This is a genomic window from Roseburia sp. AF15-21, assembly GCF_003479505.1.
In the GTDB taxonomy this organism is placed as follows: domain Bacteria; phylum Bacillota; class Clostridia; order Lachnospirales; family Lachnospiraceae; genus Roseburia_C; species Roseburia_C amylophila.
This window is the reverse complement of sequence record NZ_QUHG01000013.1, coordinates 54,598-75,569: the sequence shown is the minus strand read 5'-3', so window position 1 is coordinate 75,569 and position 20,972 is coordinate 54,598. Positions and strand designations below refer to the sequence as shown.

At 43.1% G+C, this 20,972-nt stretch carries 20 protein-coding genes, 1 tRNA gene, 1 other RNA gene and 1 pseudogene; 6 read left to right on the top strand and 17 right to left on the bottom strand.

Features of this window, described 5'->3' with window-relative positions; translation table 11 throughout:
• Window positions 1-20: 20 nt before the first annotated feature.
• The 6 genes from DWW33_RS14440 to DWW33_RS14415 form a co-directional block, all read right to left on the bottom strand.
• On the bottom strand, window positions 21-377 hold the full coding sequence (locus DWW33_RS14440) for a YbaB/EbfC family nucleoid-associated protein (RefSeq protein ID WP_022244308.1): 357 nt from the start codon (window positions 375-377) through the stop codon (window positions 21-23).
• Window positions 378-398: 21 nt separating this feature from the next.
• Window positions 399-1,961 (bottom strand): DNA polymerase III subunit gamma/tau, encoded by a 1,563-nt coding sequence (dnaX, locus tag DWW33_RS14435; RefSeq protein ID WP_118639742.1) that lies wholly within the window; start codon window positions 1,959-1,961, stop codon window positions 399-401.
• Window positions 1,962-1,981: 20 nt separating this feature from the next.
• Window positions 1,982-3,055: a 6-phosphofructokinase gene (locus DWW33_RS14430; RefSeq protein ID WP_117697946.1), complete on the bottom strand. Its 1,074-nt coding sequence runs from the start codon at window positions 3,053-3,055 to the stop codon at window positions 1,982-1,984.
• Between the two features lie 108 nt (window positions 3,056-3,163).
• The gene (locus DWW33_RS14425; RefSeq protein ID WP_117697860.1) at window positions 3,164-4,606 is read right to left on the bottom strand and encodes an aminoacyl-histidine dipeptidase; all 1,443 of its coding nucleotides are present in this window, start codon (window positions 4,604-4,606) and stop codon (window positions 3,164-3,166) included.
• Window positions 4,606-4,968: a PqqD family protein gene (locus tag DWW33_RS14420; RefSeq protein WP_022244312.1), complete on the bottom strand. Its 363-nt coding sequence runs from the start codon at window positions 4,966-4,968 to the stop codon at window positions 4,606-4,608. Before DWW33_RS14420 ends, DWW33_RS14425 begins: the two co-directional genes overlap by 1 nt.
• 87 nt (window positions 4,969-5,055) lie before the next feature.
• The gene (locus DWW33_RS14415; RefSeq protein WP_118639741.1) at window positions 5,056-6,969 is read right to left on the bottom strand and encodes an OPT family oligopeptide transporter; all 1,914 of its coding nucleotides are present in this window, start codon (window positions 6,967-6,969) and stop codon (window positions 5,056-5,058) included.
• Between the two features lie 181 nt (window positions 6,970-7,150).
• On the opposite strand from DWW33_RS14415, the gene DWW33_RS14410 reads away from it, so the two are divergent.
• Window positions 7,151-7,236 (top strand) — tRNA-Ser (locus tag DWW33_RS14410).
• 74 nt (window positions 7,237-7,310) lie between these two features.
• Here DWW33_RS14410 and DWW33_RS14405 read toward each other — a convergent pair.
• The 3 genes from DWW33_RS14405 to DWW33_RS14395 are packed head-to-tail and all read right to left on the bottom strand — an operon-like array spanning window position 7,311 to window position 10,143.
• Entirely contained in the window at window positions 7,311-8,270 is a 960-nt protein-coding gene (locus DWW33_RS14405; protein ID WP_158577497.1) for a cation diffusion facilitator family transporter, read from the bottom strand.
• Window positions 8,271-8,323: 53 nt separating this feature from the next.
• A complete protein-coding gene (locus DWW33_RS14400; RefSeq protein WP_117842080.1) occupies window positions 8,324-9,466 on the bottom strand; it encodes a sensor histidine kinase in 1,143 nt (380 codons plus the stop codon).
• Entirely contained in the window at window positions 9,463-10,143 is a 681-nt protein-coding gene (locus DWW33_RS14395; RefSeq protein ID WP_022244316.1) for a response regulator transcription factor, read from the bottom strand. Before DWW33_RS14395 ends, DWW33_RS14400 begins: the two co-directional genes overlap by 4 nt.
• Before the next feature lie 101 nt (window positions 10,144-10,244).
• Here DWW33_RS14395 and DWW33_RS14390 point away from each other — a divergent pair, with 101 nt between their 5' ends.
• From DWW33_RS14390 to DWW33_RS14380, 3 genes are read left to right on the top strand one after another with little or no spacing between them, the layout of a single operon-like run.
• Complete coding sequence (locus tag DWW33_RS14390) at window positions 10,245-10,385, top strand: CD1871A family CXXC motif-containing protein (RefSeq protein WP_197420846.1); 141 nt, start codon at window positions 10,245-10,247, stop codon at window positions 10,383-10,385.
• Window positions 10,378-11,292 (top strand): 4Fe-4S binding protein, encoded by a 915-nt coding sequence (locus tag DWW33_RS14385; RefSeq protein WP_118057573.1) that lies wholly within the window; start codon window positions 10,378-10,380, stop codon window positions 11,290-11,292. Before DWW33_RS14390 ends, DWW33_RS14385 begins: the two co-directional genes overlap by 8 nt.
• 34 nt (window positions 11,293-11,326) lie before the next feature.
• A complete protein-coding gene (locus DWW33_RS14380) occupies window positions 11,327-12,235 on the top strand; it encodes a TlpA disulfide reductase family protein (protein WP_117842082.1) in 909 nt (302 codons plus the stop codon).
• Window positions 12,236-12,392: 157 nt separating this feature from the next.
• On the opposite strand, the gene DWW33_RS14375 is transcribed toward DWW33_RS14380, so the two are convergent.
• Genes DWW33_RS14375 through DWW33_RS14355 form a run of 5 tightly spaced genes read right to left on the bottom strand, consistent with a single transcriptional unit; the run spans window position 12,393 to window position 17,466 of the window.
• Entirely contained in the window at window positions 12,393-13,226 is an 834-nt protein-coding gene (locus DWW33_RS14375; RefSeq protein ID WP_118088388.1) for a DUF4300 family protein, read from the bottom strand.
• 13 nt (window positions 13,227-13,239) lie between these two features.
• A complete protein-coding gene (locus DWW33_RS14370) occupies window positions 13,240-13,599 on the bottom strand; it encodes a hypothetical protein (protein ID WP_242988784.1) in 360 nt (119 codons plus the stop codon).
• 37 nt (window positions 13,600-13,636) lie between these two features.
• Window positions 13,637-15,400, bottom strand: a complete 1,764-nt coding sequence (locus tag DWW33_RS14365; protein WP_118639739.1) for a sensor domain-containing diguanylate cyclase — start codon at window positions 15,398-15,400, stop codon at window positions 13,637-13,639.
• The gene (locus DWW33_RS14360; RefSeq protein WP_118088325.1) at window positions 15,376-15,810 is read right to left on the bottom strand and encodes an SdpI family protein; all 435 of its coding nucleotides are present in this window, start codon (window positions 15,808-15,810) and stop codon (window positions 15,376-15,378) included. The genes DWW33_RS14365 and DWW33_RS14360 overlap by 25 nt, the downstream gene beginning before the upstream one ends.
• Window positions 15,811-15,834: 24 nt before the next feature.
• On the bottom strand, window positions 15,835-17,466 hold the full coding sequence (locus DWW33_RS14355; protein ID WP_242994335.1) for an N-acetylmuramoyl-L-alanine amidase: 1,632 nt from the start codon (window positions 17,464-17,466) through the stop codon (window positions 15,835-15,837).
• A gap of 358 nt (window positions 17,467-17,824) precedes the next feature.
• Here DWW33_RS14355 and DWW33_RS14350 point away from each other — a divergent pair.
• Window positions 17,825-17,947 (top strand): annotated as a pseudogene (locus tag DWW33_RS14350) (glucosamine-6-phosphate deaminase); the annotation flags it as partial.
• A 12-nt stretch (window positions 17,948-17,959) separates the two neighbouring features.
• Window positions 17,960-18,889, top strand: a complete 930-nt coding sequence (gene nagA, locus DWW33_RS14345; RefSeq protein ID WP_243088681.1) for an N-acetylglucosamine-6-phosphate deacetylase — start codon at window positions 17,960-17,962, stop codon at window positions 18,887-18,889.
• Between the two features lie 250 nt (window positions 18,890-19,139).
• Here nagA and DWW33_RS14340 read toward each other — a convergent pair whose 3' ends face one another.
• The 3 genes from DWW33_RS14340 to tadA form a co-directional block, all read right to left on the bottom strand.
• Window positions 19,140-20,078: an ROK family glucokinase gene (locus tag DWW33_RS14340; protein ID WP_118639738.1), complete on the bottom strand. Its 939-nt coding sequence runs from the start codon at window positions 20,076-20,078 to the stop codon at window positions 19,140-19,142.
• Window positions 20,079-20,178: 100 nt separating this feature from the next.
• An RNA gene (gene ffs / locus DWW33_RS14335) (signal recognition particle sRNA large type) lies at window positions 20,179-20,440 on the bottom strand.
• 33 nt (window positions 20,441-20,473) lie between these two features.
• On the bottom strand, window positions 20,474-20,959 hold the full coding sequence (tadA, locus tag DWW33_RS14330) for a tRNA adenosine(34) deaminase TadA (protein ID WP_022244326.1): 486 nt from the start codon (window positions 20,957-20,959) through the stop codon (window positions 20,474-20,476).
• Between the last annotated feature and the right edge of the window lie 13 nt (window positions 20,960-20,972).

Sequence of the window (20,972 nt, the reverse complement as noted above, 5' to 3'; positions counted from 1 at the left end):
TCCTCTTCTCCTTCAGCTGATTAGAATGGGAATCCGCCGCCAAGTCCACCCATGCCACCGGTAATCTTGGACATGGACTGCTGGGAATATTCTTCAATCTGGCGCAGTGCCTCATTGGTTGCTGCCATAATCATGTCTTCTAACATTTCTACATCATCCGGGTCAACTGCTTCCGGATCAATCTTTACTTTGGTTACTTCTTTCTTACCGGAGACTGTAACTTCTACTGCACCGCCACCTGCTGCGGCTGTTACTTCTTTCTCCTCTAACTCCTTGGATGCCTCTTCCATCTGGCGCTGCATCTTCTGTGCCTGTTTCATAAGGTTTCCCATATTTCCCGGCATTCCGCCTGGAAATCCTCCGCCTCTTTTTGCCATGTTTCCATTTCCTCCTGTATTTTATTCATCTTCAATGGTTATATCCATATTGATTATCTGTGACAAATCCACATAGGATTCTTCAAACGGACGATTCGACTGATTCTGCTGAATCTGAATCTCCACTTCTTTTTCTATATAATCAGAAATCACCTGTCGAATTTCATTTCTGTGGTCTTCCTCTTCCACGTAGCCTGCTGCAACCGGGTCATCCAATACAATCATCAGACGGTCATCCCCGCCAAGACTTAAATGTGCCGACTTAAGATAGGTGCGCACCACGCCGCTCATCTTCGGCAGGATGGAATTCCAGTTCTTTACAATCTGTTCCACATCTTCCGGGATTGCTTTTGGCATTGGCGGACGGCTGACCGGTGCTGCTGCCTCGGCCGGCTGTGTCGCGGTATTCACCGATGCTGCCATGGGAATTCCCTGCTCCATCTTCTTTTCTAACTTTGCTAACCGGTCTGTAATGGAATCCATGTTGGTCTCCATTGCAGGTTTACATAATTTAATTATTGCGATTTCAATTAAGATTCGTTTCTGGGAAGAATATTTTACCTGATTGGACAGCTCGGAGAAAATCCGGATATACCGCATCAGCACATCTGCTTCTACCAACCGGGCTTCTTCTTTTAAAAGTGCCATGTTCTCAGAAGACATATCTAAGACTTCTTCCATATCGTCTGAGCCTTTTAACAAAAGCAGGTTTCTTAAATACCAGGTAAAGTCATTGACAAACTGTCCTAAATCTCTTCCCTCGATGACCAGCTCTTCTAACTGCGAAATGGCTCCTGCCACATCTTCTGCCAGCACTTTCCGCAGTAATTTAGAAAAGACTTCCGTATCTACAGCACCCAGCACCTCTAACACATGGTCATAGGTCAGCTTCTGTCCCAGATAAAAGGCGATGCACTGGTCTAAAAGACTTAAGGCATCCCGCATGGATCCGTCTGCCGCTTTGGCAATATAGCGGATTGCCCGTTCCTCAACTTCCACATTTTCCTTTTCCATCAGTTCCATCAGGCGGTCTGATATGGTCTCAATGGAAATTCTCCGGAAATCATACCGCTGACATCTCGAAAGAATCGTAATCGGTATCTTATGGGCTTCCGTGGTTGCCAGTATAAAAATGACATAGGAAGGCGGCTCTTCCAGGGTCTTCAACAATGCGTTAAAGGCTCCGATGGAGAGCATGTGCACCTCGTCTATGATATAAACTTTGTATTTTCCTTCTGTCGGGCGGTATGCTACCTCTTCCCGGATTTCACGGATATTATCTACACCGTTATTGGATGCCGCATCAATTTCGATAACATTCATGGAACTTCCTGCCGCAATTGCTTTACAGCTTGCACATTCTCCACAAGGGCTTCCATCTACGGGATGTTCGCAGTTGACTGCCTTGGCAAATATTTTTGCGATGGTTGTCTTACCGGTTCCTCTCGTTCCACAGAACAGATATGCATGGCCGATACGGTCTGCCTTTATCTGGTTCTTTAAGGTTGTTACTATATGCTCCTGTCCTTTGACATCCGCGAATTCCTGTGGGCGGAACTTACGGTAAAGTGCCATGTATGACATCTATTCCATCCTCGCTTCTCTTAATCTCCAAAGCTGATTCCAATGGTCTTTGCCTCTTTAATCATCTGGCAGCCCGGGTCAACCGTCTTTAACTTGCCAGCCACATCCTTCAGTGGAACACGCTTTGTCTTATCATTAATCATCGCAATCATGTATCCGTAATCTTCATCAATGATTGCCTGGGCTGCTGCTGCACCAAGTCGTGTACAGAGTGCACGGTCATATGGGCATGGACTGCCACCGCGCTGGGTATGGCCCGGTACGGTTACACGTACTTCGGTGCCACTGCGTTTCTCAATCTGGTCTGCAATCTCATAGGATACAGACGGATATTTATAATTCTTTAACTTCTCTTTGTATTCTTTCTTGGAAAGTGCTGCATCTTCCTTGGAAATAGCACCCTCTGCTACCGCAAGAATGGTAAAGCCTTTTCCATCCCTGGTTCTCTTATCTATTGCTTCGATGACTTTATCAATATCATATGGAATTTCCGGCAGTAATATGATATCTGCGCCACTGGCAACACCTGCGTACAGGGTCAGCCAGCCCACTTTATGTCCCATGACTTCTACGATAAAGACACGATTATGGGATGCTGCTGTTGTGTGTATACAATCAATAGCTGCACATGCTACATTGATTGCACTATAGAAACCAAAGGTAATGTCTGTTCCATAGATATCATTGTCGATGGTCTTCGGCAGATGGATGACATTTAATCCCTCTTCCCGAAGGAGATTGGCAGTCTTCTGTGTTCCGTTTCCGCCAAGGATTACCAGACAATCCAGTTTCAGTTTATGATAGGTCTGCTTCATTGCTTCCACCTTATCCAGCCCGTTCTCATCCGGCACACGCATCAGTTTAAATGGCTGTCTGGAAGAACCTAAGATAGTTCCGCCCTTGGTAAGGATTCCTGAAAAATCCTTTGATGTAAGCAGACGGTAATCGCCATAAATCAATCCCTTGTAACCATTATAAAAACCGTAGATTTCCAACTCATCCACATTATGACTTAATCCTTTTACCACGCTGCGCATTGCTGCATTTAATGCCTGACAGTCTCCGCCGCTGGTCAACATACCTATTCTTTTCATTTGCTGCATCCCTTTCTTTGCTTATTGTTGTGCATACGCCCACACATCCAAAATATATTATAATATATTTTTTTTTAGGGTACAAGCTATAATGCCCGCTTAAGCAATTTATTTACAGGCAATTACTTTCAGGATATAATCCCATACTCTCTTTGTGGAAGAAATGCTTAATTTCTCCTCTGTGGTATGAATGGCAATCATATCCGGTCCGATGGAGACAGCATCCAGTCCGTCAATCTTACCTGCTAAAATGCCACACTCAAGTCCGGCATGAATTGCTTCTACGGTCGGCTCTTTTCCATACATTTCCTTGAAAATGCGGACCATATCATCCCGGAGTACAGAATCCCTGCGGTATTCCCACGCAGGATAATTACCGGTATTGGTGACTCTTCCGCCAAACTCTTCCACCAGCGCAGCAATACGTTTCAAAAGATATTCTTTTGCGGTTCCCACTGCACTTCTTACGGCATACTGCAGAGTCAGCTTATCTTTTTCCAGAGTCAGAACGCCGAGGTTTAAAGAAGTCTCTACCAGTCCCTTGATGTCATCACTCATGCGAAGAATTCCATTTGGAAGCAGGTTGATTAAAAGCACTGTTTTTCTTGCCGCAGCTTCTGTTAATACTTCCTTCTCACAGTTTTCTTCTACTGCTACGGATATCTGGATATCCGGATCACTGGTGGAAAATTCATGGGTGATTTTCTCTGCAATTTCTTCTATTTTATGGACAAGCTGTGTGGCATCTTCCTGTACCATAAGCTCTGCTGCGCTTTCTCTTGGAATGGCATTCTGCTTATTTCCGCCGGATAATGCTGCTATCTGATAATGATATTCATCTTTTAATTCCAAAAGAATTCTTCCCAGTAAAATGTTGGAGTTGGCTCTTCCTTTGTCAATTTCCACGCCGGAATGTCCGCCCTTTAAGCCTGCCACATGAATAGAAACAAGATTTCCTGCGCTCTTTTCCCATTCCGCCGGAAGCTCACATACGGTGCTGCATCCACCGGCACAGCTTACCAGCATGATTCCTTCATTTTCAGAATCCAGGTTCAGAAGCTTCTTTGCTTTCAAGTGGGAAACATCCAGTGCTACGGCACCTTCCATGCCAACCTCTTCGGACACGGTACAGATAAATTCGATACGCGGATGCGCAATACTGTCAGAGTCTAAGATTGCCAGTGCGTATGCAACTGCAATTCCATCGTCGCCGCCAAGGGTTGTTCCTTTTGCACTGATATAATCTCCGTTTACTTCCAGTGTCAGTCCGTCATTTTCAAAATCAATGGTGCTGCCCGGTTCTTTCTCGCACACCATGTCCATATGTCCCTGAATCATCAGTGGTGCAACGTCTTCATAGCCCGGTGCTGCCTCTTTGATGATAATGACATTTTTTACTTCATCCTGATAATATTCTAAGTTCCGTTCCTTTGCGAAGTTTACCAGATAATTGCTGATTTTCTCCTCTTTATAGGATGGACGGGGAATATTGCTGATTTCTTCAAAATAATGAAATACCTCTTTTGGTTCTAAGCCTGCTAATGCGCTCATTATGATTCCTTCTTTCTTAATTTATTCTCATATACGATAAAATGGTTGTTATGCAAAATCTTGATATACTGGGACAGTCTCTCGTAAAGAGGTTCTGCCTTGTCACCGAATCTTTCTTTTACCAGTGTACCAATCTCATAGATGGTTTTCTTTCCATCCATCTGCTCCCACACGAAGCTGCCGAATTCATCCAGCTCGATATAGCTGTATTTCGGTTTCTTAAATAACACCTGTGCGATTTTGTTAAACACACCTTTGTTATGCATTTTTATTTCTATTTTGCCATCTTTGTTCTTATTACATTCAAATAATGTATTCGGACGTGGGATATAATCTAAATAATTGTCTTTTTTCTTTGCCATATTGCCTCCTATTATCTTCGCTAGCAGTATAAAACATCTGCCGCCTTTTCGCAAGACGGCAGATGTAAGAACTACTTTATTCTGTTTTTAATTTTCTTTTTTCTTCTTTCCACGGATGAAAAGGATTAAAGTTACGGCAAGTAATGCAAAGAATACCAGTCCGCCAATGTTTCCTAAGCTGAAACCGAATATTGCAGATAAGTTAAATGCATCTGCAAAGGTCTCTCCCTTGAATGGAATGACTGCACAGACTGCAAGGAGTATTCCTACCAGACCCTCTCCGGCAATCAGACCGGATGAATAAAGCACTCCATTTTCCACTTTGTGTTTCTTCTCTTCTTCAGATTCACCCTTCTTCTTATCGAAGTATAAGCGGATTAATCCACCAACAATCATCGGTGTGCTTAAGTAAATCGGAAGGTAAAGACCTACTGCAAATGGCAATACCGGAATTCCAAGGATTTCTACTACTACTGCAATACCAACACCTGCAAATACCAGTACCCAAGGAAGGTTTCCGCCCATAACTCCTTCTACTACCATCTTCATCAAGGTTGCCTGCGGTGCAGGGATTGCTGAGGAACCATAGCTCCATGCTGCATTTAACAGATATAATACTCCACCGATTGCAATAGCAGATGCTGCTACACCGATGATTTCACCAACCTGCTGTTTCCAAGGTGTTGCTCCTACCAGATAACCGGTCTTTAAATCCTGTGATGTATCTCCGGCGATTGCTGCGATGATACAGATGACAGAACCGATTGCAATAGAAGCTACCATTCCAGGCATTCCGATGGTTCCGGTTGCTTTTAAAATCATAGTTGTGATAAGCAGTGTTGCAATTGCCATTCCGGATACCGGGTTATTAGAACTTCCTACGATACCAACCATTCTGGATGATACGGTTGCAAAGAAGAATCCAAAGATTACGATAATAATTGCTCCAAGAAGGCTTACCGGAACTGCCGGAACCAGCCACATGATAATAGCCATGATTCCAATCGTAAGAATTACGATATTTATTGGAATATCTTTATTGAGACGGCTGTTGTCGCCATTTCCTTTGCTTCCGTAGCTCTTTAATGCCTGACGGAAGGTCTTTGCGATAAGTGGCAGATTCTTTACCAGGCTGATGATTCCGCCTGCTGCAACTGCTCCTGCTCCAATGTAACGGATATAGTTTGACCAGATTCCTGATGCGCCAAGTTCAGATACCGGAACGCTTGCCGGGAAAATGGTAAGGTCTGCACCAAAGAGTGCGATTAACGGCATCAGTACGAACCAGCCGATTACTCCACCCGCAAAAATGTAGGAAGATACTCTGGCTCCACAGATATAACCAACTCCAAGAAGTGCCGGAAGTACATCCATTCCGACTCCGGAACCCTTGTAAGATTTGATTTCATAAGTCACTTCACTCGGGAATACTTTCAAACCATCTGTGATGAATTTGTATGCTGCTGCAATTCCCAGACCGGCAAATACGGTACTTGCTTTTGCTCCGCCTTCTTCTCCGGCTACCAGTACTTCTGCACAGGCTTTTCCTTCCGGATAAGGAAGCTTTCCATGCTCCTGTACGATTAACGCACTACGAAGTGGAATCATAAACATAACTCCGATAACACCACCGATTAATGCAATCAATGCGATTTCCACTAAAGATGGCATGCTTGTGCCACCTTCCTCTGCCCACATGAACAGAGCCGGAAGTGTAAAGATTGCTCCTGCTGCAAGAGACTCTCCGGCAGAACCGATGGTCTGTACCATGTTATTCTCCAGAATGGAGTCCCTTCTTAAAATTACGCGGATAATTCCCATGGAAATTACCGCTGCCGGTATGGATGCCGACACTGTCATTCCTACTCTAAGTCCTAAGTATGCATTTGCTCCACCGAAAACTACGGCCAGCAGGATACCCAGAATAATAGAGATTGGCGTAAGCTCCGGCAAAACTTTGTCTGCCGGAATATACGGCTTGAACTCTTTTTCATTATTCATTTGTCTAATCCTCCTACTTATGGTCACTATAACCAATATAAATAATATTATACGGGCATTTGCCGGGTCTGTCAATGAAATCTGCTTGCATCCGGCAGGAAAATATTGTATGATATATATGTTATTGTGCAAAACACTTTACCACACGAATCCAACAAAGTGTATGCACTCTTTTTTATCTGGAGATGTATCGAAGTGGTCATAACGGGGCGCACTCGAAATGCGTTAGCCCTCCGGGGCACGCGGGTTCGAATCCCGCCATCTCCGTTTCATAAAAAGTGCCGGTGGAATATTCCATCGGCACTTTTTATACACTCCGGCACCTGTGTCCGGTATTATTTTTATTCCGGCAGATCCGGTATCAGTTCCACATAAATCTGATCAAAGTATTTCTTTAATTCCTCCCGGATTCCATTTCTGATTCTGGTGAGGGACTGCATTGTAATAATATCGTTGGGGCTGTCTATGTATATTTCCACCCAGGTTTTTCGTCCGGTCTGGATGACATCCAAAAATTCTATCGTATAGGAGCAGGTCTGCATATACTGTTCTGCAATGGAACGTATCTGATCCATAACTTCCTGCTCCGGTGCAAAGAGCACCAGTTCCCTGAGTCCATGCAATATCATTTTCACCGGTTCTACAATTAAGATTAATGCCATCACAATTGCCACTACCGGGTCTATGTACGGTGTCAGCCATTCGTACGGTGTCTTCTGCAGCAGGAACTGTCCGAAGAATGCGGCGGATACGCCAAAACTGCTGACTACATCCAGTTTCCAGTTATACATTTCCGCTTTTACCACTACGGATGCATACCGTTTACTGAAATAATGAAGCAGAAAATAGATGATAAGACAGCCGGCAAACACACCAAACTCAAAGCCTGCAAGCTGGCTGGCATTTACCATATGTCCGCCATGCAGGATGCTTTGAACACTGTCAATTAAAAGCTGGATGGTAACTACTAAAAGCACGCTGTACTTGATTACCAGAAATAACGATTCCACCTGGGAAAATCCATATGGTCTGCGTTCCGTTACCGGCCGGTACAACAGTGGCACCAGCACCAGAAACGGTCCTATCATTATTAAATCTGTCACATCAAATACGCAGTCCATCAGTATTGCATGGGAATGACTGATATATGCCATAACTCCTTCTGCTACTACAAAGAGTACGCTTCCAATAAAGGACAGGTTTATCATTCTTTTTTCCAGTTTCATTTTACTGGCTGCATTCATTTCCTTAATTACCGGTAAATCTTCATTGGCTGTACGGACTATTTTTCGTTCCAGCATTTTCTTTCCTCCCATTCCTGGCTGTTCAAAAGCGCATCAGATATATATTCTCTTTAAAAAATCACATCAAAAATCGTCCCTCCAGACGGACTGGCTTTAACTGTTATACTGCCATCATGCACTCTCACAATTTCATGAACCAGAGCAAGTCCCAGACCTACGCCCCCCAGTTCCCTGCTTCTGGATTTATCCACACGGAAGAATGGTTCAAACACGCGCTCCCGTAGTTCCTCCGGGATTCCGCTTCCTGTATCCTCTACTGACAGATAAACATGCTTTTCCTTCTGATACGCAGTAACTGTAACCTGTCCACCTGAATGATTATATTTTATTGCATTTTCAACAAGATTATATACCAGCCTGTAAATAAGAATATCACTTCCGACCATTGTTGTGTTCTTGCATTTTCCAGCAAGCTTTATATTTTTTTCCTGTGCAAGAGGTTCCAAATCTGCCAGCACTTCATCAATGAGAGCGTCAACTGCAATTTTCTCATCTCTCCCCACCGTCTGAAGTTCGCTCATGTCAAGAAGTGTCTTTACCATCCTGCTGAGTCTGTCATTCTGTTCCGTAACCATCTTTATCGTCTGTAAAGTATCTGTATCATTGCCCGGATGTCTGGCGGAATTATATAAATCAAGCTGTACCTGCATTAAAGACAGCGGGGTTCGAAGCTCATGTGCTGCATTTGCGGTAAATTGTCTTTGTATCTCAAAGGCATCCGAAAGGCGTTCAAGCATTTTGTTATATGAAGCACTAAGCTGGTTCAGTTCTTTCACCTGATTCTCTTCTATCCGTGAATCTGCCAGATTCTGTGCCTGTACTTCTTCGATTTTATCCGAAAACTCTCTAATCGGTCTGAGGGCACGCCCACTTATAAAATATGTAGCCACTCCACCAAGAAGTGCCAATAAAGCTGAAATTATCAGGCTGCTTTTTTTGTAATCCGTCTTATTGTTATATACCTGGACCGAAAAATCATTTGCAAATTCGTCCCACTTGTCTTCCGGAATACTGATATATATTTCGTCTGATTCATTTCCATTCCCATCTCCCTGTGCATCAACAGTCTCCTGCAGGGAATCCATATAATACACACCGTTTTTATAGACCAGCATAGTCAGGCATCCACATATTACCGCAATATATAATGTAATGATACAGGTAAGCCTCCACTGCAGCGACATTCTTCTCATTTATCGGACTCCTCTCGTATTTTATACCCCTCTCCCACCTTGTTCAAAACCGGATCATATCCAAGCACGGACTTTAGTTTTCTTCTGAGTGACGACATATGCACTCTGATGGAGCCGCTAAAGCTATCCACGGATGCATCCCAGACATGCTCTATCAGTTCCTCCTGGCTGACCGGTCTGCCAAGATTAAGAAGAAGGTATTCCAGAATACCATTTTCTTTTCTTGTCAGGGGAACCATTTTCCCTTTTGCATATGCCTCGCGTCTTATCGTATTGAACTTAATTTCACCACTTTCCAGGCATATATCCTTCTGCACAAATTTTCTTCTTGTCAGGCTTCTGATACGTGCCTCAAGTTCCTGCAAATGAAACGGTTTTTCCATATAATCGTTTGCACCTGCATCCAGTCCCTCAACCTTATCGGCAATCTGTCCTCTTGCAGATAATATCAGGACCTTCGTCTCCTCATTTTTCTGTCTAAGTTCCCTTAAAATGTCCATTCCATCCATACCCGGCAGATTCAGATCCAGAACAATCAAATCATAATCCTCCGCCAGAATGCATTCCAGTGCCTCTTCCCCGTCATAGCAGGTATCCACCTCGTAACCGGCATCATACAGACTTTTTGCAATTGTGTCGCATATTTGTTTCTCATCTTCAACTATTAATAATCTCAAAAGCTTTCACCTGTTTCTTAACAAAAATTTTACAACTGCTATTGTATAATACCCAGGTCAGCAGGTCAATAAATTCAATAAATGAAAGGAGCAACAATATCTTGAAGTGTCAAAAAATATCTCAAATTGCCTTGCTTATCACCGGTATCACTATGGTCAGCTATGGTGCAATCAGAGGTGAAGCAGCTGCCGTACTTGGCAAAGCGATAAAATTATGTCTGGAGTGTGTCGGAATTGGATAAGAATAAAAAAATAATATCAAAAAGAGCTGCCGGAATACGCGGATGGATACAGGCAGCTGCCACGCTGCTTACTAATATTCATATTCCCAATTTATTCAAGGGTAAAATATATCAGGGCAGTGCCAAAACGGTATGTGTACCCGGATTAAACTGTTATTCCTGTCCCGCTGCATCCGGAGCCTGTCCCATCGGAGCTTTTCAGGCAGTTGTCGGTTCATCGCGATTTAAATTTTCATACTACATAACAGGATTTTTTATTTTACTCGGTGTGACACTTGGGCGATTTATATGTGGTTTTTTGTGTCCGTTTGGATGGTTTCAGGATTTAATCCATAAAATTCCCGGGAAAAAATTTTCTACAGCCCGGCTGAAACCACTAAGATACCTGAAATATCTTATCCTTATTGTTTTCGTTATACTTCTGCCAATGTTTGTAACGAACTCCATTGGGATGGGGGATCCGTTCTTCTGCAAATACATTTGTCCTCAAGGCGTTCTGGAAGGGGCTATACCTCTTTCACTGGGAAATGTTGCCATACGATCTGCACTGGGAAAGCTATTTTCTTTTAAATGCCTTATTTTAATTACAGTTGTTGTGTTAAGTATTTTGTTTTACAGACCCTTCTGCAAATGGATTTGTCCTCTCGGGGCAATCTACTCACTGTTTAACAAGGTCAGCTTTCTTAAAATTAAGGTTGAAAACAGTAAATGTGTCGGATGCGGTCAATGTTCCAATGCCTGTAAAATGGATGTTGATGTGCTTAAGACCCCGGATCATCCGGAATGCATACGATGCGGAGCATGTATAAAAGCCTGCCCTAAAGATGCCATCCACTATCAGTTTATGGGCATGCCATGCGAAAAAAGAGCATCCGTAGACAACAATATTCAAAAAAGTAACCATTAATTTTATTATCAATTATTCAAAGGAGAAATTATTCATGAAAACAAAAAGAACCGTTATTTCTATTTTTACCCTCTGTACAGCATTATTGTTTACAGCTTGTAGCGGAAAAGGAACTTCAAACACAGAAGCTTCCCGCGATACCCAGACCGAAGCCGGCACTGAAGTTTCCGGCAGTTCCAACACTACGCTGGATGATTTATATCAGCAGGAGAATCAGCTCTTTGCTGATCATGAAGATGCATGGAACAAAGTATTTGGCATGATGAATAAAAGTACTGCTGATCCAAGCGGAAATTACGCCGACTATCTGGCTGCCACCGTCGAATCAAATAAAGACTCATTTACAGAAGATGAATTAAAAACTCTTACAGATGATATTGAAACGATTCGAAAAATCGAGGAACAGATAGCAGCAATCGAAAAGGACAATACAGCATCTGACAATGCCTCCCAGAAGGATAATTCTGACGACACCTCTCCTTTCAGGAATTTCTCCGGTCAGGATTATGATGGTAATTCTGTTGACGAAAGCCTGTTTTCCGGAAATGCAGTAACTGTCGTTAATTTCTGGTTTACCGGCTGTAAGCCTTGTGTTGCCGAGCTGTCAAAACTTAATGAATTAAATGATACCATCAAATCCATGGGAGGAGAGGTAATTGGAATCAATACAGAAACCTTTGACGGAAACGAGGATGCCATCAAAGAAGCTGCAGCTGTTCTGGAAAGCCAGGGGGCAGCATACCGCAATCTTTCCATTGACTCTGCTTCAGATGCAGGTAAATATGCTTCTGATATTATGGCATTCCCTACCACAATTTTAGTCGATAGAAATGGTAATATTGTGGGCGATCCGATGCTCGGTGGAATTGATAATCAGGACAACTATGATACCCTGATGAAACAGATTCAATCTGTAATTGATGCTGACGGTGCCAATAAATAAAACGCCCCTGTGGCTGCAGTTCCATTGCAGTCATTCTGGTTATATGATATCCGCCGCCCCATCGTCCTTTTCCGAACGATGAGGCGGCGGTTTTTTGCCAATTACATCTATCTGATTTTTACTCCAGTTCAACATAAGTTGTAAAATATTTACTTCTTTAAATATTTTTCTTTAATGTTCCGAGATATTCTCCATTACAATAAACAAAGGGACCTGCTTCACCCTCTTCTCCAAAATATTCCGGTCTTAGCGACATAATATCGAGCAATTCATCCATATTATGCACCTTTGTTGCCTGATACGGCTGTTCAAAAGCGATCTTTTCTATAAACAAATAATAGTCACTGTACTTTATCAGAACACCGGTATGCCCCACAAAAACAACATCCGAGTATGGGTCATATATTACTATGCTAAGAAGAGAGAGCCTGTCACTATCCACTTGAAATCCATAATGTTTCCAGCTATCGGAAAATGTATTTTCCGGACGGCTGCCATCTGTTACATTTTTTTCTCCATAGAGTGTGGTGAACATATTTTTATTCTCTTTTATGCTTTCATACCTGTCCACATTATCTATTGCTTCTGTATCAAACATTAAGTAGGTACCCTCATAGCTGCCTTCTGTCGATTCTGCGCGGAGCACACCATCCAGCAGAAGAAACGCTGTCATTCTGCAATCAGCATCCGAATAATCATGGTTCTGTTCCCAGCCATCCATACATTTTCCAATATCTGCTTTCATTTTTCCAGGATCTGACCAGCCATCCTCCAGTCCGGCATTTTTTCCGGCAGTATCCGCGAAATCAGTCGTCCATTCCCGAAATGTATCTACATGGGAAGCTCCTGCTGATTCCAGTTCTTCACAAATCCCGGCAATGGAGTCTTTTCCTCCCATATATGTTGCAGCCGGCAGCTCCTGATTCTGTGATGCTTCTGTACAGGCACACAGCAACATGGACAGGAATACCATTGCTACTGACAATCTCATTGTTATTTTGATTTTATTTTGCCTTTTCAACAGATAATACCTCTCCCTCAAACGGATCTACCTCAGAAATTGTTCCTGTATATTTTACCGTTACAGTATCTCCATTGCTGACATTTTCCAATCCCTCCGGTTTTTCTTCAAAAGTAAAACTATATGGCGTATCATTCTCATCTGTCACAACAAACATAAAATCCTTTATCTCATCAATGGTTCCTGTTAATTCTTTTTCTTCTGCTGTTCCTTCTTCTTTTCCCTCTTCGCTGCTATTTGTGATTGCATTATCCTGCTTCACCTCTGTTTGGCCACATCCTCCAAATAATCCAGCCCAAAATACCATTCCCATTACAATTGCGATTAATTTTTTCTTCATCATCCTATACCTCTTTCTTTTTTATCATGTTTTACAGTCTCTAAAATGCATCTCTGTAATGCCGCTTTGTAGAATTCCAGTCCACCATCAGTACATAGAACACTCTGCCGTATCGTCCATTTTCCACAATTCTGCCATGGTCAAGCACCCTCATTAAGGTTCCATCTGCTTTTTTCAGATGGAAGTGTACATAATCATTGGAATGTCCTTCTCCTATCTGCTGCCAGATACTTTCTTCAACCTGCTCCCTTTCTTCTTCTTCAATCAGGTTACGGAAGCTTCCTTTTGTATACTCCTGCAGTTCTGCCATGTTCCTGCATCCGGTGAGACGGATCATCTCATGGTTCGCAAAAAGAATTTCATCATTTTCTTTATCTGCTTTATAAATAATAAATGCTCCCGGAAGATTTTCCGAAACATCCTTCAATGCAAATCCAAGCTGCTTTCTGATTTCAAGTCCAATTCCTTCCCTGTACTGAATACAGCCATTTTTCCCGTCAAGCTTTACTTCATAAAGTGCTGCATCTGCACAGCGCATCAACCGTGAATAGTTTTTTCCCTGTAACGGATACTCTGCATATCCCAGGGAAATAGTATATGTCACTTTTTCACCTTCATACCAGAAAGAACGCTTCTTTTTTGTAAACTGTTCCAGTTTCTCCCTTACTTCTTCACCGGTGCAATTATCTAAGAAAATGCAGAATTCATCCCCTCCTTTCCGTCCAAGCACTGCATGTTCCGGGAACGATTTCCGCATGCTTTCTGCTAATATCTGTAATGCCCTGTCTCCGGATTCATGTCCATACATGTCATTAATGAACTTGAAATCATCAATGTCAAACTGTGCTGCCACGCAGGAAGCTTCCGGATACTTTTTCAAATACTGTCTTACCTGCTCCTCAAATCCATGCCTGTTATTGATTCTGGTCAATACATCAGTTACAGCCAGCTTTTTAAATCTATTTTTATGCTCATCCAAAGCCAGAATCATAGAGACAAGTCCCGTCAGCAGCAGAACAATCAATAGTCCGCCAGCCAGCATTCCATAAAGGTGCTCATGATTCGACCAGCCTGTCTTCGGCATGATTTCCAGTTTCCACTGGTTTCCAGCTGCTTCAAATTCATAAGCAACCGGATTCGTCAGAATTGCTCCTGAGCTATATACTTCTTCATATGTTGTATCCCATGGAGAAACGGTCTTTGATAACGTATAATCATAGTCAAAATCCGAAAGTGCTTTTAATGAATCTGAAAAAATAGCCGGTACACGGATAATTACAATGGCAAATCCCCAGAATTCTTCTTCTCCGTTTTCATTTTTCAGGTATACCGGATTTCGTACTGCCATTCCGTATCCACCCTGCTCTAACTGAAACGGTCCCTGCATAATCTCAATATGGTTATCTCTGGCATAACGGGAAATTTCTCCCCTGTCCGCATCATTGAGCAAGTCGATTTTTCCGGCTTCATTGCCATCTTCCGGATATATCTCTGTTACTACACCATCCGGTGCAAGCTGGATACTCTGGATGGAATCCGTCATCATATCCTCTGCCACCTCTGAAAATTTATTAATCCTGCCATTTTCACTGACCAGAAGCTGCTTTAAAGCATTTGTAGCTCCAACTTCCTGCATAATATCAGACTTTATCCGCTCAGAATATACCATTGCATTCAGGTTCGCCATTTTTCTGCTATGGTTCCTCTGTATATTTCCTACTCCATATAATACAGCTCCCAAAGCAGTCATCCCAAGCAGTAATACCATGACTGGCAATATTATTTTTCTCTTTTGTATCCGCATTTTCTGTCCTCACAATTACCCGAAAATCTTATTTCTCTTTTCATTCTGCCTCCTGTTATCAGGTATGCACTGAGTATAAACCCAAAACTCGGAACGCACAATATCAAAACAGCCGGAAGTGTTGCATCTTCGCTATGCCAGAAAGCTTCCACGAACCAATAAAAACACCTGGTCAGCGGATATGCCAGCAGAAGGTCGATACTTCCTGACACCAAAAGACATTTTCCATATAGTTTCTGTGCCCTGTACCAGTGCTCCTCTGATTGCTCTGCTTTCTTTCCCCGGTAGGTAGGATATCTTTCTCTCTGCCGTTCCTCCCACCTCAAGGGCATATAAAATGCAATACTTCCAGCTACTAGTATTATGCTGCTTAATATAATTGGTAAGATTAATATTGCATATTTTTCCACCGGACTTCTCCTTGTATCTGCGTCTTACTGAAATGCCACCACTTCGTAGCCTGCTGCCTGCGCTGCATCAATAAATCTTCCAAGTATGGCTGTATTGGTGGCAGACTCCGCATGTAAAAGATAAATTGCTCCCGGATGCATCCGGTCTTTTAATTTCTGTAACGCTTCTGACTCGCCTGGCTGGTTATTAACATCATAGTCCTTGTATGCAAAGCTCCAGAACACGCTCTTGTAGTTGCAGTTATTGACCACTGCTAAGGACCGGTCACTGAATTTACCCGCCGGGAACCGGAACAGGTGCATATCATAGCCAAAATTATCCTTAATATACTGATGGTTCTCCATGACTTCATTTTTCTGCTGCTCCAAGCTCTGGGATGGAAGGCCCTCGGACGGATGGGTCACGCTGTGATTACCAATCTCATGTCCCTCGTCAATCATCCGCTGTACCAGCTCCGGCTGTGCCTTGGCATATGGCTCTGTCACAAAAAAGGTTGCCTTTACGCCCTTTTCCTTTAAAGTATCTAAGATTTGCGGCGTACAGCCATATTCGTAGCCTTCGTCAAAGGTCAGATAAATCTTCTTTTCATCTGCTCCGATAAAATTCGCCTGATAGTCTCCGTATTTTTCCTGATAAGAAACAGCTCCAATCGGCCGGTTCTCTTCATCAAAATTCACGCCCTGCCCCCAGTTCTGACAGGTTCCATCCAAAGCTTCCACATTGGCAATCTGCTGGTTGGTAATAACTTCTCCAACGTTTTTCGTATCTTCTGTGGCGGTACTGTCTTCTGTGCTGCCGGAGGTTCCATCTGTGTCTGTATCACCTGTTGTAGTATCTCCGATGGACGTATCTGCTTCTGTATTTCCACCTGTTCCGTCACCATGGTAAGTCTTATAAGTAGCAATAATGGCATCTCCAATAGCCGCCGCATATGCTTCCTTATTATCATCAAAAAGCTGATTGTCTTTGGCATTATTCATAAATCCCATTTCAACGATACAGGACGGCATATGGGAATGGCTGTTTACATAATAATCCTTTGAACTGCTCTTCTGGGTTCCCTTTTTCACATCACGGTCGCGCTGTACACCGACTCCGGCTAACCCCTGCTGGATATTTCCGGCAAGTCCCATGGTCTCTTCATTGGCTCCACTGTATACCCATGTCTCTACTCCATATCCCTCTCCGGTATTCCGGTGCAGGGATACATAATAATCTGCTTCCGCTTCATTTGCTATATCACATCTCTCTGACAGTTTTAAGAAGGTATCATCACTTCGTGTCATGATGACATTCACATCTTTTTCCTGCAAATAACTCTGTACGGCAAGTGCCAGGGCAAGAGTATCATCTTTCTCATAGCGGTTCTTATAGTCAGAACCATTGTCCTTTCCGCCGTGTCCCGCATCAATGCACACCGTCAGTCCCTTCTTATCCGGTTCCTTCTCCTCTTTATCTCCGGACAGCTTTTCCAGTATACTGATGGTATAGTCTCCATTCCCATCTATAATAGGAAGATGTTTTTCCAAAACACCGGTCAGAAGGTTTACGATTCCCAGCACTAACAGCAATACCAGTACACAAAAAACTGCTGAAATTGCATTTCTTATTCTCCTTAATTTCTTTCTTCGTTCTCTTTCTCTTCTTGTAGACAATGTTTTTCTCCGTTGTTTCTTATGTTTTCCGTAATTGCTTACAATCTATTTTCATTGTAAAGCAGCCCCCACAGCGGGTCAATTTAAGATTTCTTAAATTTTTTCATAAACTGGTTTAATCCTGTTTTAATCTGTGTTAAATTATGATTTAATCATATTTGATATGGTAATGTGTTAGCTTGTTATGATTTCTATTTAAGATATATTTGCCACTGCATATTTCTATTGAGCGGCTATTTTGTCTATTTTATAGCATTTTCATTTTTCCGATTATATAATCAGACTAAACAATATAGAAATTGCCTTTTAAGGAGGGGTACCATGCGTATTTATAAAGCAAAGGATTATAATGAAGTATCAGGCCCTGTTTGGACCAATCACTCCGACTGTTCCAGCTTCTATCCTACAGTTACATAACAACGTATCCATCGTTGCTGATGAAGCAGCTCTTTCACTGATTATTAAAAATAAACTGATTTAAGGGGGTATCCGAATGATTATCCGAAACGGTCTTGTATGGGGTAATGACTTCGCTTTCCACGAAAAAGACTTATATATCGATGATGCTACACATACAATCGTAGACAAACCGGTTTCCGAACATGAGGAAATTCTGGATGCAAAAGGCAATTATGTGATTCCGGGACTGGTTGATGTGCATATCCATGGTGCAAAGGGTCATGATTTCTGTGACGCAAATACAGACGCACTTTCCGAGATTGCAGCTTACCTGCATTCCTGCGGTGTTACATCCTTCTGTGCAACATCCATGACTTTACCGGAAAACCAGCTTATGGAAATCTTTGAAACTGTTTCCGGTGTACCGGATGACGGAAACCATGCCTATGTAGCCGGTATCCATATGGAAGGACCTTTCCTTTCCCCGGCAAAGAATGGTGCCCAGAAAGAAAGTTACCTCTGCAACCCTAGTATAGACGTATTTCGCCGCTTGTCAGAAGTATTCAGTGGCAAAATAAGGTTAATTACCATCGCTCCGGAACTTCCGGGAGCAGACAAATTTATCGAAAAAATCCATGATGAAGTTGCTATTTCTCTTGGACACTCTACTGCTTCTTACGAAATTGCCTCAAAGGCCTTCGCAGCAGGTGCCAGCCATGCAACTCATCTGTTCAACGCCATGCCGGCATTCCATCACCGTGACCCGGGTATTGTGGGTGCCGCTGCTGATGCCCCACATACAATGGTAGAAATTATCTGTGATGGCATCCACATCCATCCAGCCGTTATCCGTAGCGTTTTCCGCATATTTGGAGATGACCGCGTCATCTTAATCAGCGATGCCATGCGTGCAACCGGAATGGCAGATGGTACTTATGAACTTGGCGGACAAACTGTATACAAAAAAGGCCGTTTTGCAACCCTGCCAAGAGCATTGGAATGGAGAAAACCATCGGCAGCCTGACCCCGGGTGCAAGGGCTGATGTACTGCTGTTGAATAAGAAATATGAATTAGAATGCGTATTATAATTATTTAATCAGCTTTTAATTATTTGGTCTCCCCTTTCTTTTTACTGGACTTTGTGTCTTTTTAAAGTCCAAGAGAGCCCTTTGGTTCTCGCAATAAATCAAGAAAAGCCTCCGTCCCAGGACGGAGGCTTTTCACTTACTTACGAGAGAATCTCACAGAGCATGTTTCCCGATTCATCTGATTCTTAGTCTAATATCATCTGCACGCAGCCGTACATTCCGGCATCATTTCCAAGGGATGCCAATGCAAACTTGGTGTCCTTGCAGGATGCAAATGCATGCTCTTTGAAATGTTTTGCTACGGTATCAATTAAAATATCTCCTGCCCTGGATACGCCGCCACCGATTACGAATACCTGTGGATTAACGACACAGGCAATATTAGATAACGCCATACCAAGTGTCTCGCCTAAGATTTCTACCGACTCTAATGCCAGAGCATCTCCTTTTTTTGCCTCATCAAAGATATCCTTTGCTGTCAGCGGTTCAAATCCGCGTAAGGAAGACTCATCATCTTTCTCAGCCAGAAGTTTCTTCGCCATGCGGACGATTCCGGTAGCTGATGCGTACTGCTCTAAGCAGCCATGTCTGCCACATCCGCAGGTATCTTTTTCCTCTGTATTGACGGTAATATGTCCAATTTCGCCGCCCGCTCCGTTTGCGCCCGGAATAATTTTGCCATTGTGAATGATTCCGCCGCCAACACCGGTTCCAAGCGTAACCATAACGACTCCGGTGTAACCTTTTCCACCGCCCTGCCACATCTCGCCAAGGGCTGCTACATTCGCATCATTTCCTACTTTAACCGGAAGACCTGTCTTACTGCTTAATTCATCGGCAACCTGAACCTGTCCCCATCCGAGGTTTACACATACGGAAACAGAGCCATCTTCTAATACAGGACCAGGAACACCTACGCCGATTCCTTCCACATCTTCCTTTGCAATGGATGCTGATTTCATTTTCTCGTCAATGGATGCTGCCACATCATCTAAAATATGTCCGCCATTATCTGCCTTGTTGGTTGGGATTTCCCACTTATCCAGCATTTTCCCGCTGGTCTCAAATAATCCGATCTTACAGGTGGTTCCACCAATATCTACGCCAAAACCGTACTTCTTCATCTTTATCTCCTTTATTATATTAAATTTTCTTCTCTCCAGCTTTCTTATGAAGAACCCTTATCTTTATTATATTATAATTTCTAATTTTTTGCATTAAAAACCGAGCATCCTGTTTTGAATTCTCGTTGCAAACGTTACCTGAACAGCCAACTCAGTCCAGGCGACCTTACGGCACACAGGAGCTTCCGCTTAGGGCTGCTTCATTCCTGACCTGACCCGGTTCACAGATTCCTGTTGCGTAAGACCCAGACATCAACGCCACTTATTCAGGGCTGCTTTACAATTTCAAACCCGAGACAGGATATCACCCCAGCTATAGCGGATTGCTGGTACAGGGCACCGCTGCCACCCCGGCTGCTCGGAATCTAAATTATAGCCTATTTTATGCCGGATTGTCAAGGTTTTGCCTTCATTTTCTGCTGTTTCTTCTTCTCACGCAACCGTCTGAAAAATTCCGACAGCATGTCTGAACATTCTTCCTCCAATACGCCCCGCTCTATCTCTACCTGATGATTAAATGCTGCCACCTGCAAAAGATTCATCACTGAACCGGCGCATCCAGCCTTGGGATTCATAGTTCCGATTACCACCTTTTTCATACGAGACTGCACAATGGCTCCCGCGCACATCTGGCATGGTTCTAAGGTCACATACATCACGCAGTCCTCAAGCCTCCAGTCCCCGGTCTTCTTTGATGCCTTTTTAATGGCAGTCAGTTCCGCATGGGAAAGTGTATTTTTATCGGTATTGCGCCGGTTATAGCCCCGGGCAATAATTTTATCATTCTGCACAATCACGCAGCCAATAGGAACTTCCTCTAATTTTTCTGCTTTCCTTGCCTCCCGCAGGGCTGCTTTCATATATTTTATCTCCGGTTCCATGTTTACTCCTGAC

What these genes read in the sequence shown, in the direction of transcription:
- DWW33_RS14440 (WP_022244308.1), bottom strand. Translation starts at nt 377, where the DNA reads ATGGCAAAAAGAGGCGGAGGATTTCCAGGCGGAATGCCGGGAAATATG.
- dnaX (WP_118639742.1), bottom strand. Translation starts at nt 1,961, where the DNA reads ATGTCATACATGGCACTTTACCGTAAGTTCCGCCCACAGGAATTCGCG.
- DWW33_RS14430 (WP_117697946.1), bottom strand. Translation starts at nt 3,055, where the DNA reads ATGAAAAGAATAGGTATGTTGACCAGCGGCGGAGACTGTCAGGCATTA.
- DWW33_RS14425 (WP_117697860.1), bottom strand. Translation starts at nt 4,606, where the DNA reads ATGAGCGCATTAGCAGGCTTAGAACCAAAAGAGGTATTTCATTATTTT.
- DWW33_RS14420 (WP_022244312.1), bottom strand. Translation starts at nt 4,968, where the DNA reads ATGGCAAAGAAAAAAGACAATTATTTAGATTATATCCCACGTCCGAAT.
- DWW33_RS14415 (WP_118639741.1), bottom strand. Translation starts at nt 6,969, where the DNA reads ATGAATAATGAAAAAGAGTTCAAGCCGTATATTCCGGCAGACAAAGTT.
- DWW33_RS14405 (WP_158577497.1), bottom strand. Translation starts at nt 8,270, where the DNA reads ATGCTGGAACGAAAAATAGTCCGTACAGCCAATGAAGATTTACCGGTA.
- DWW33_RS14400 (WP_117842080.1), bottom strand. Translation starts at nt 9,466, where the DNA reads ATGAGAAGAATGTCGCTGCAGTGGAGGCTTACCTGTATCATTACATTA.
- DWW33_RS14380 (WP_117842082.1), top strand. Translation starts at nt 11,327, where the DNA reads ATGAAAACAAAAAGAACCGTTATTTCTATTTTTACCCTCTGTACAGCA.
- DWW33_RS14375 (WP_118088388.1), bottom strand. Translation starts at nt 13,226, where the DNA reads ATGAGATTGTCAGTAGCAATGGTATTCCTGTCCATGTTGCTGTGTGCC.
- DWW33_RS14370 (WP_242988784.1), bottom strand. Translation starts at nt 13,599, where the DNA reads ATGATGAAGAAAAAATTAATCGCAATTGTAATGGGAATGGTATTTTGG.
- DWW33_RS14365 (WP_118639739.1), bottom strand. Translation starts at nt 15,400, where the DNA reads ATGCGGATACAAAAGAGAAAAATAATATTGCCAGTCATGGTATTACTG.
- nagA (WP_243088681.1), top strand. Translation starts at nt 17,960, where the DNA reads ATGATTATCCGAAACGGTCTTGTATGGGGTAATGACTTCGCTTTCCAC.
- DWW33_RS14340 (WP_118639738.1), bottom strand. Translation starts at nt 20,078, where the DNA reads ATGAAGAAGTACGGTTTTGGCGTAGATATTGGTGGAACCACCTGTAAG.
- tadA (WP_022244326.1), bottom strand. Translation starts at nt 20,959, where the DNA reads ATGGAACCGGAGATAAAATATATGAAAGCAGCCCTGCGGGAGGCAAGG.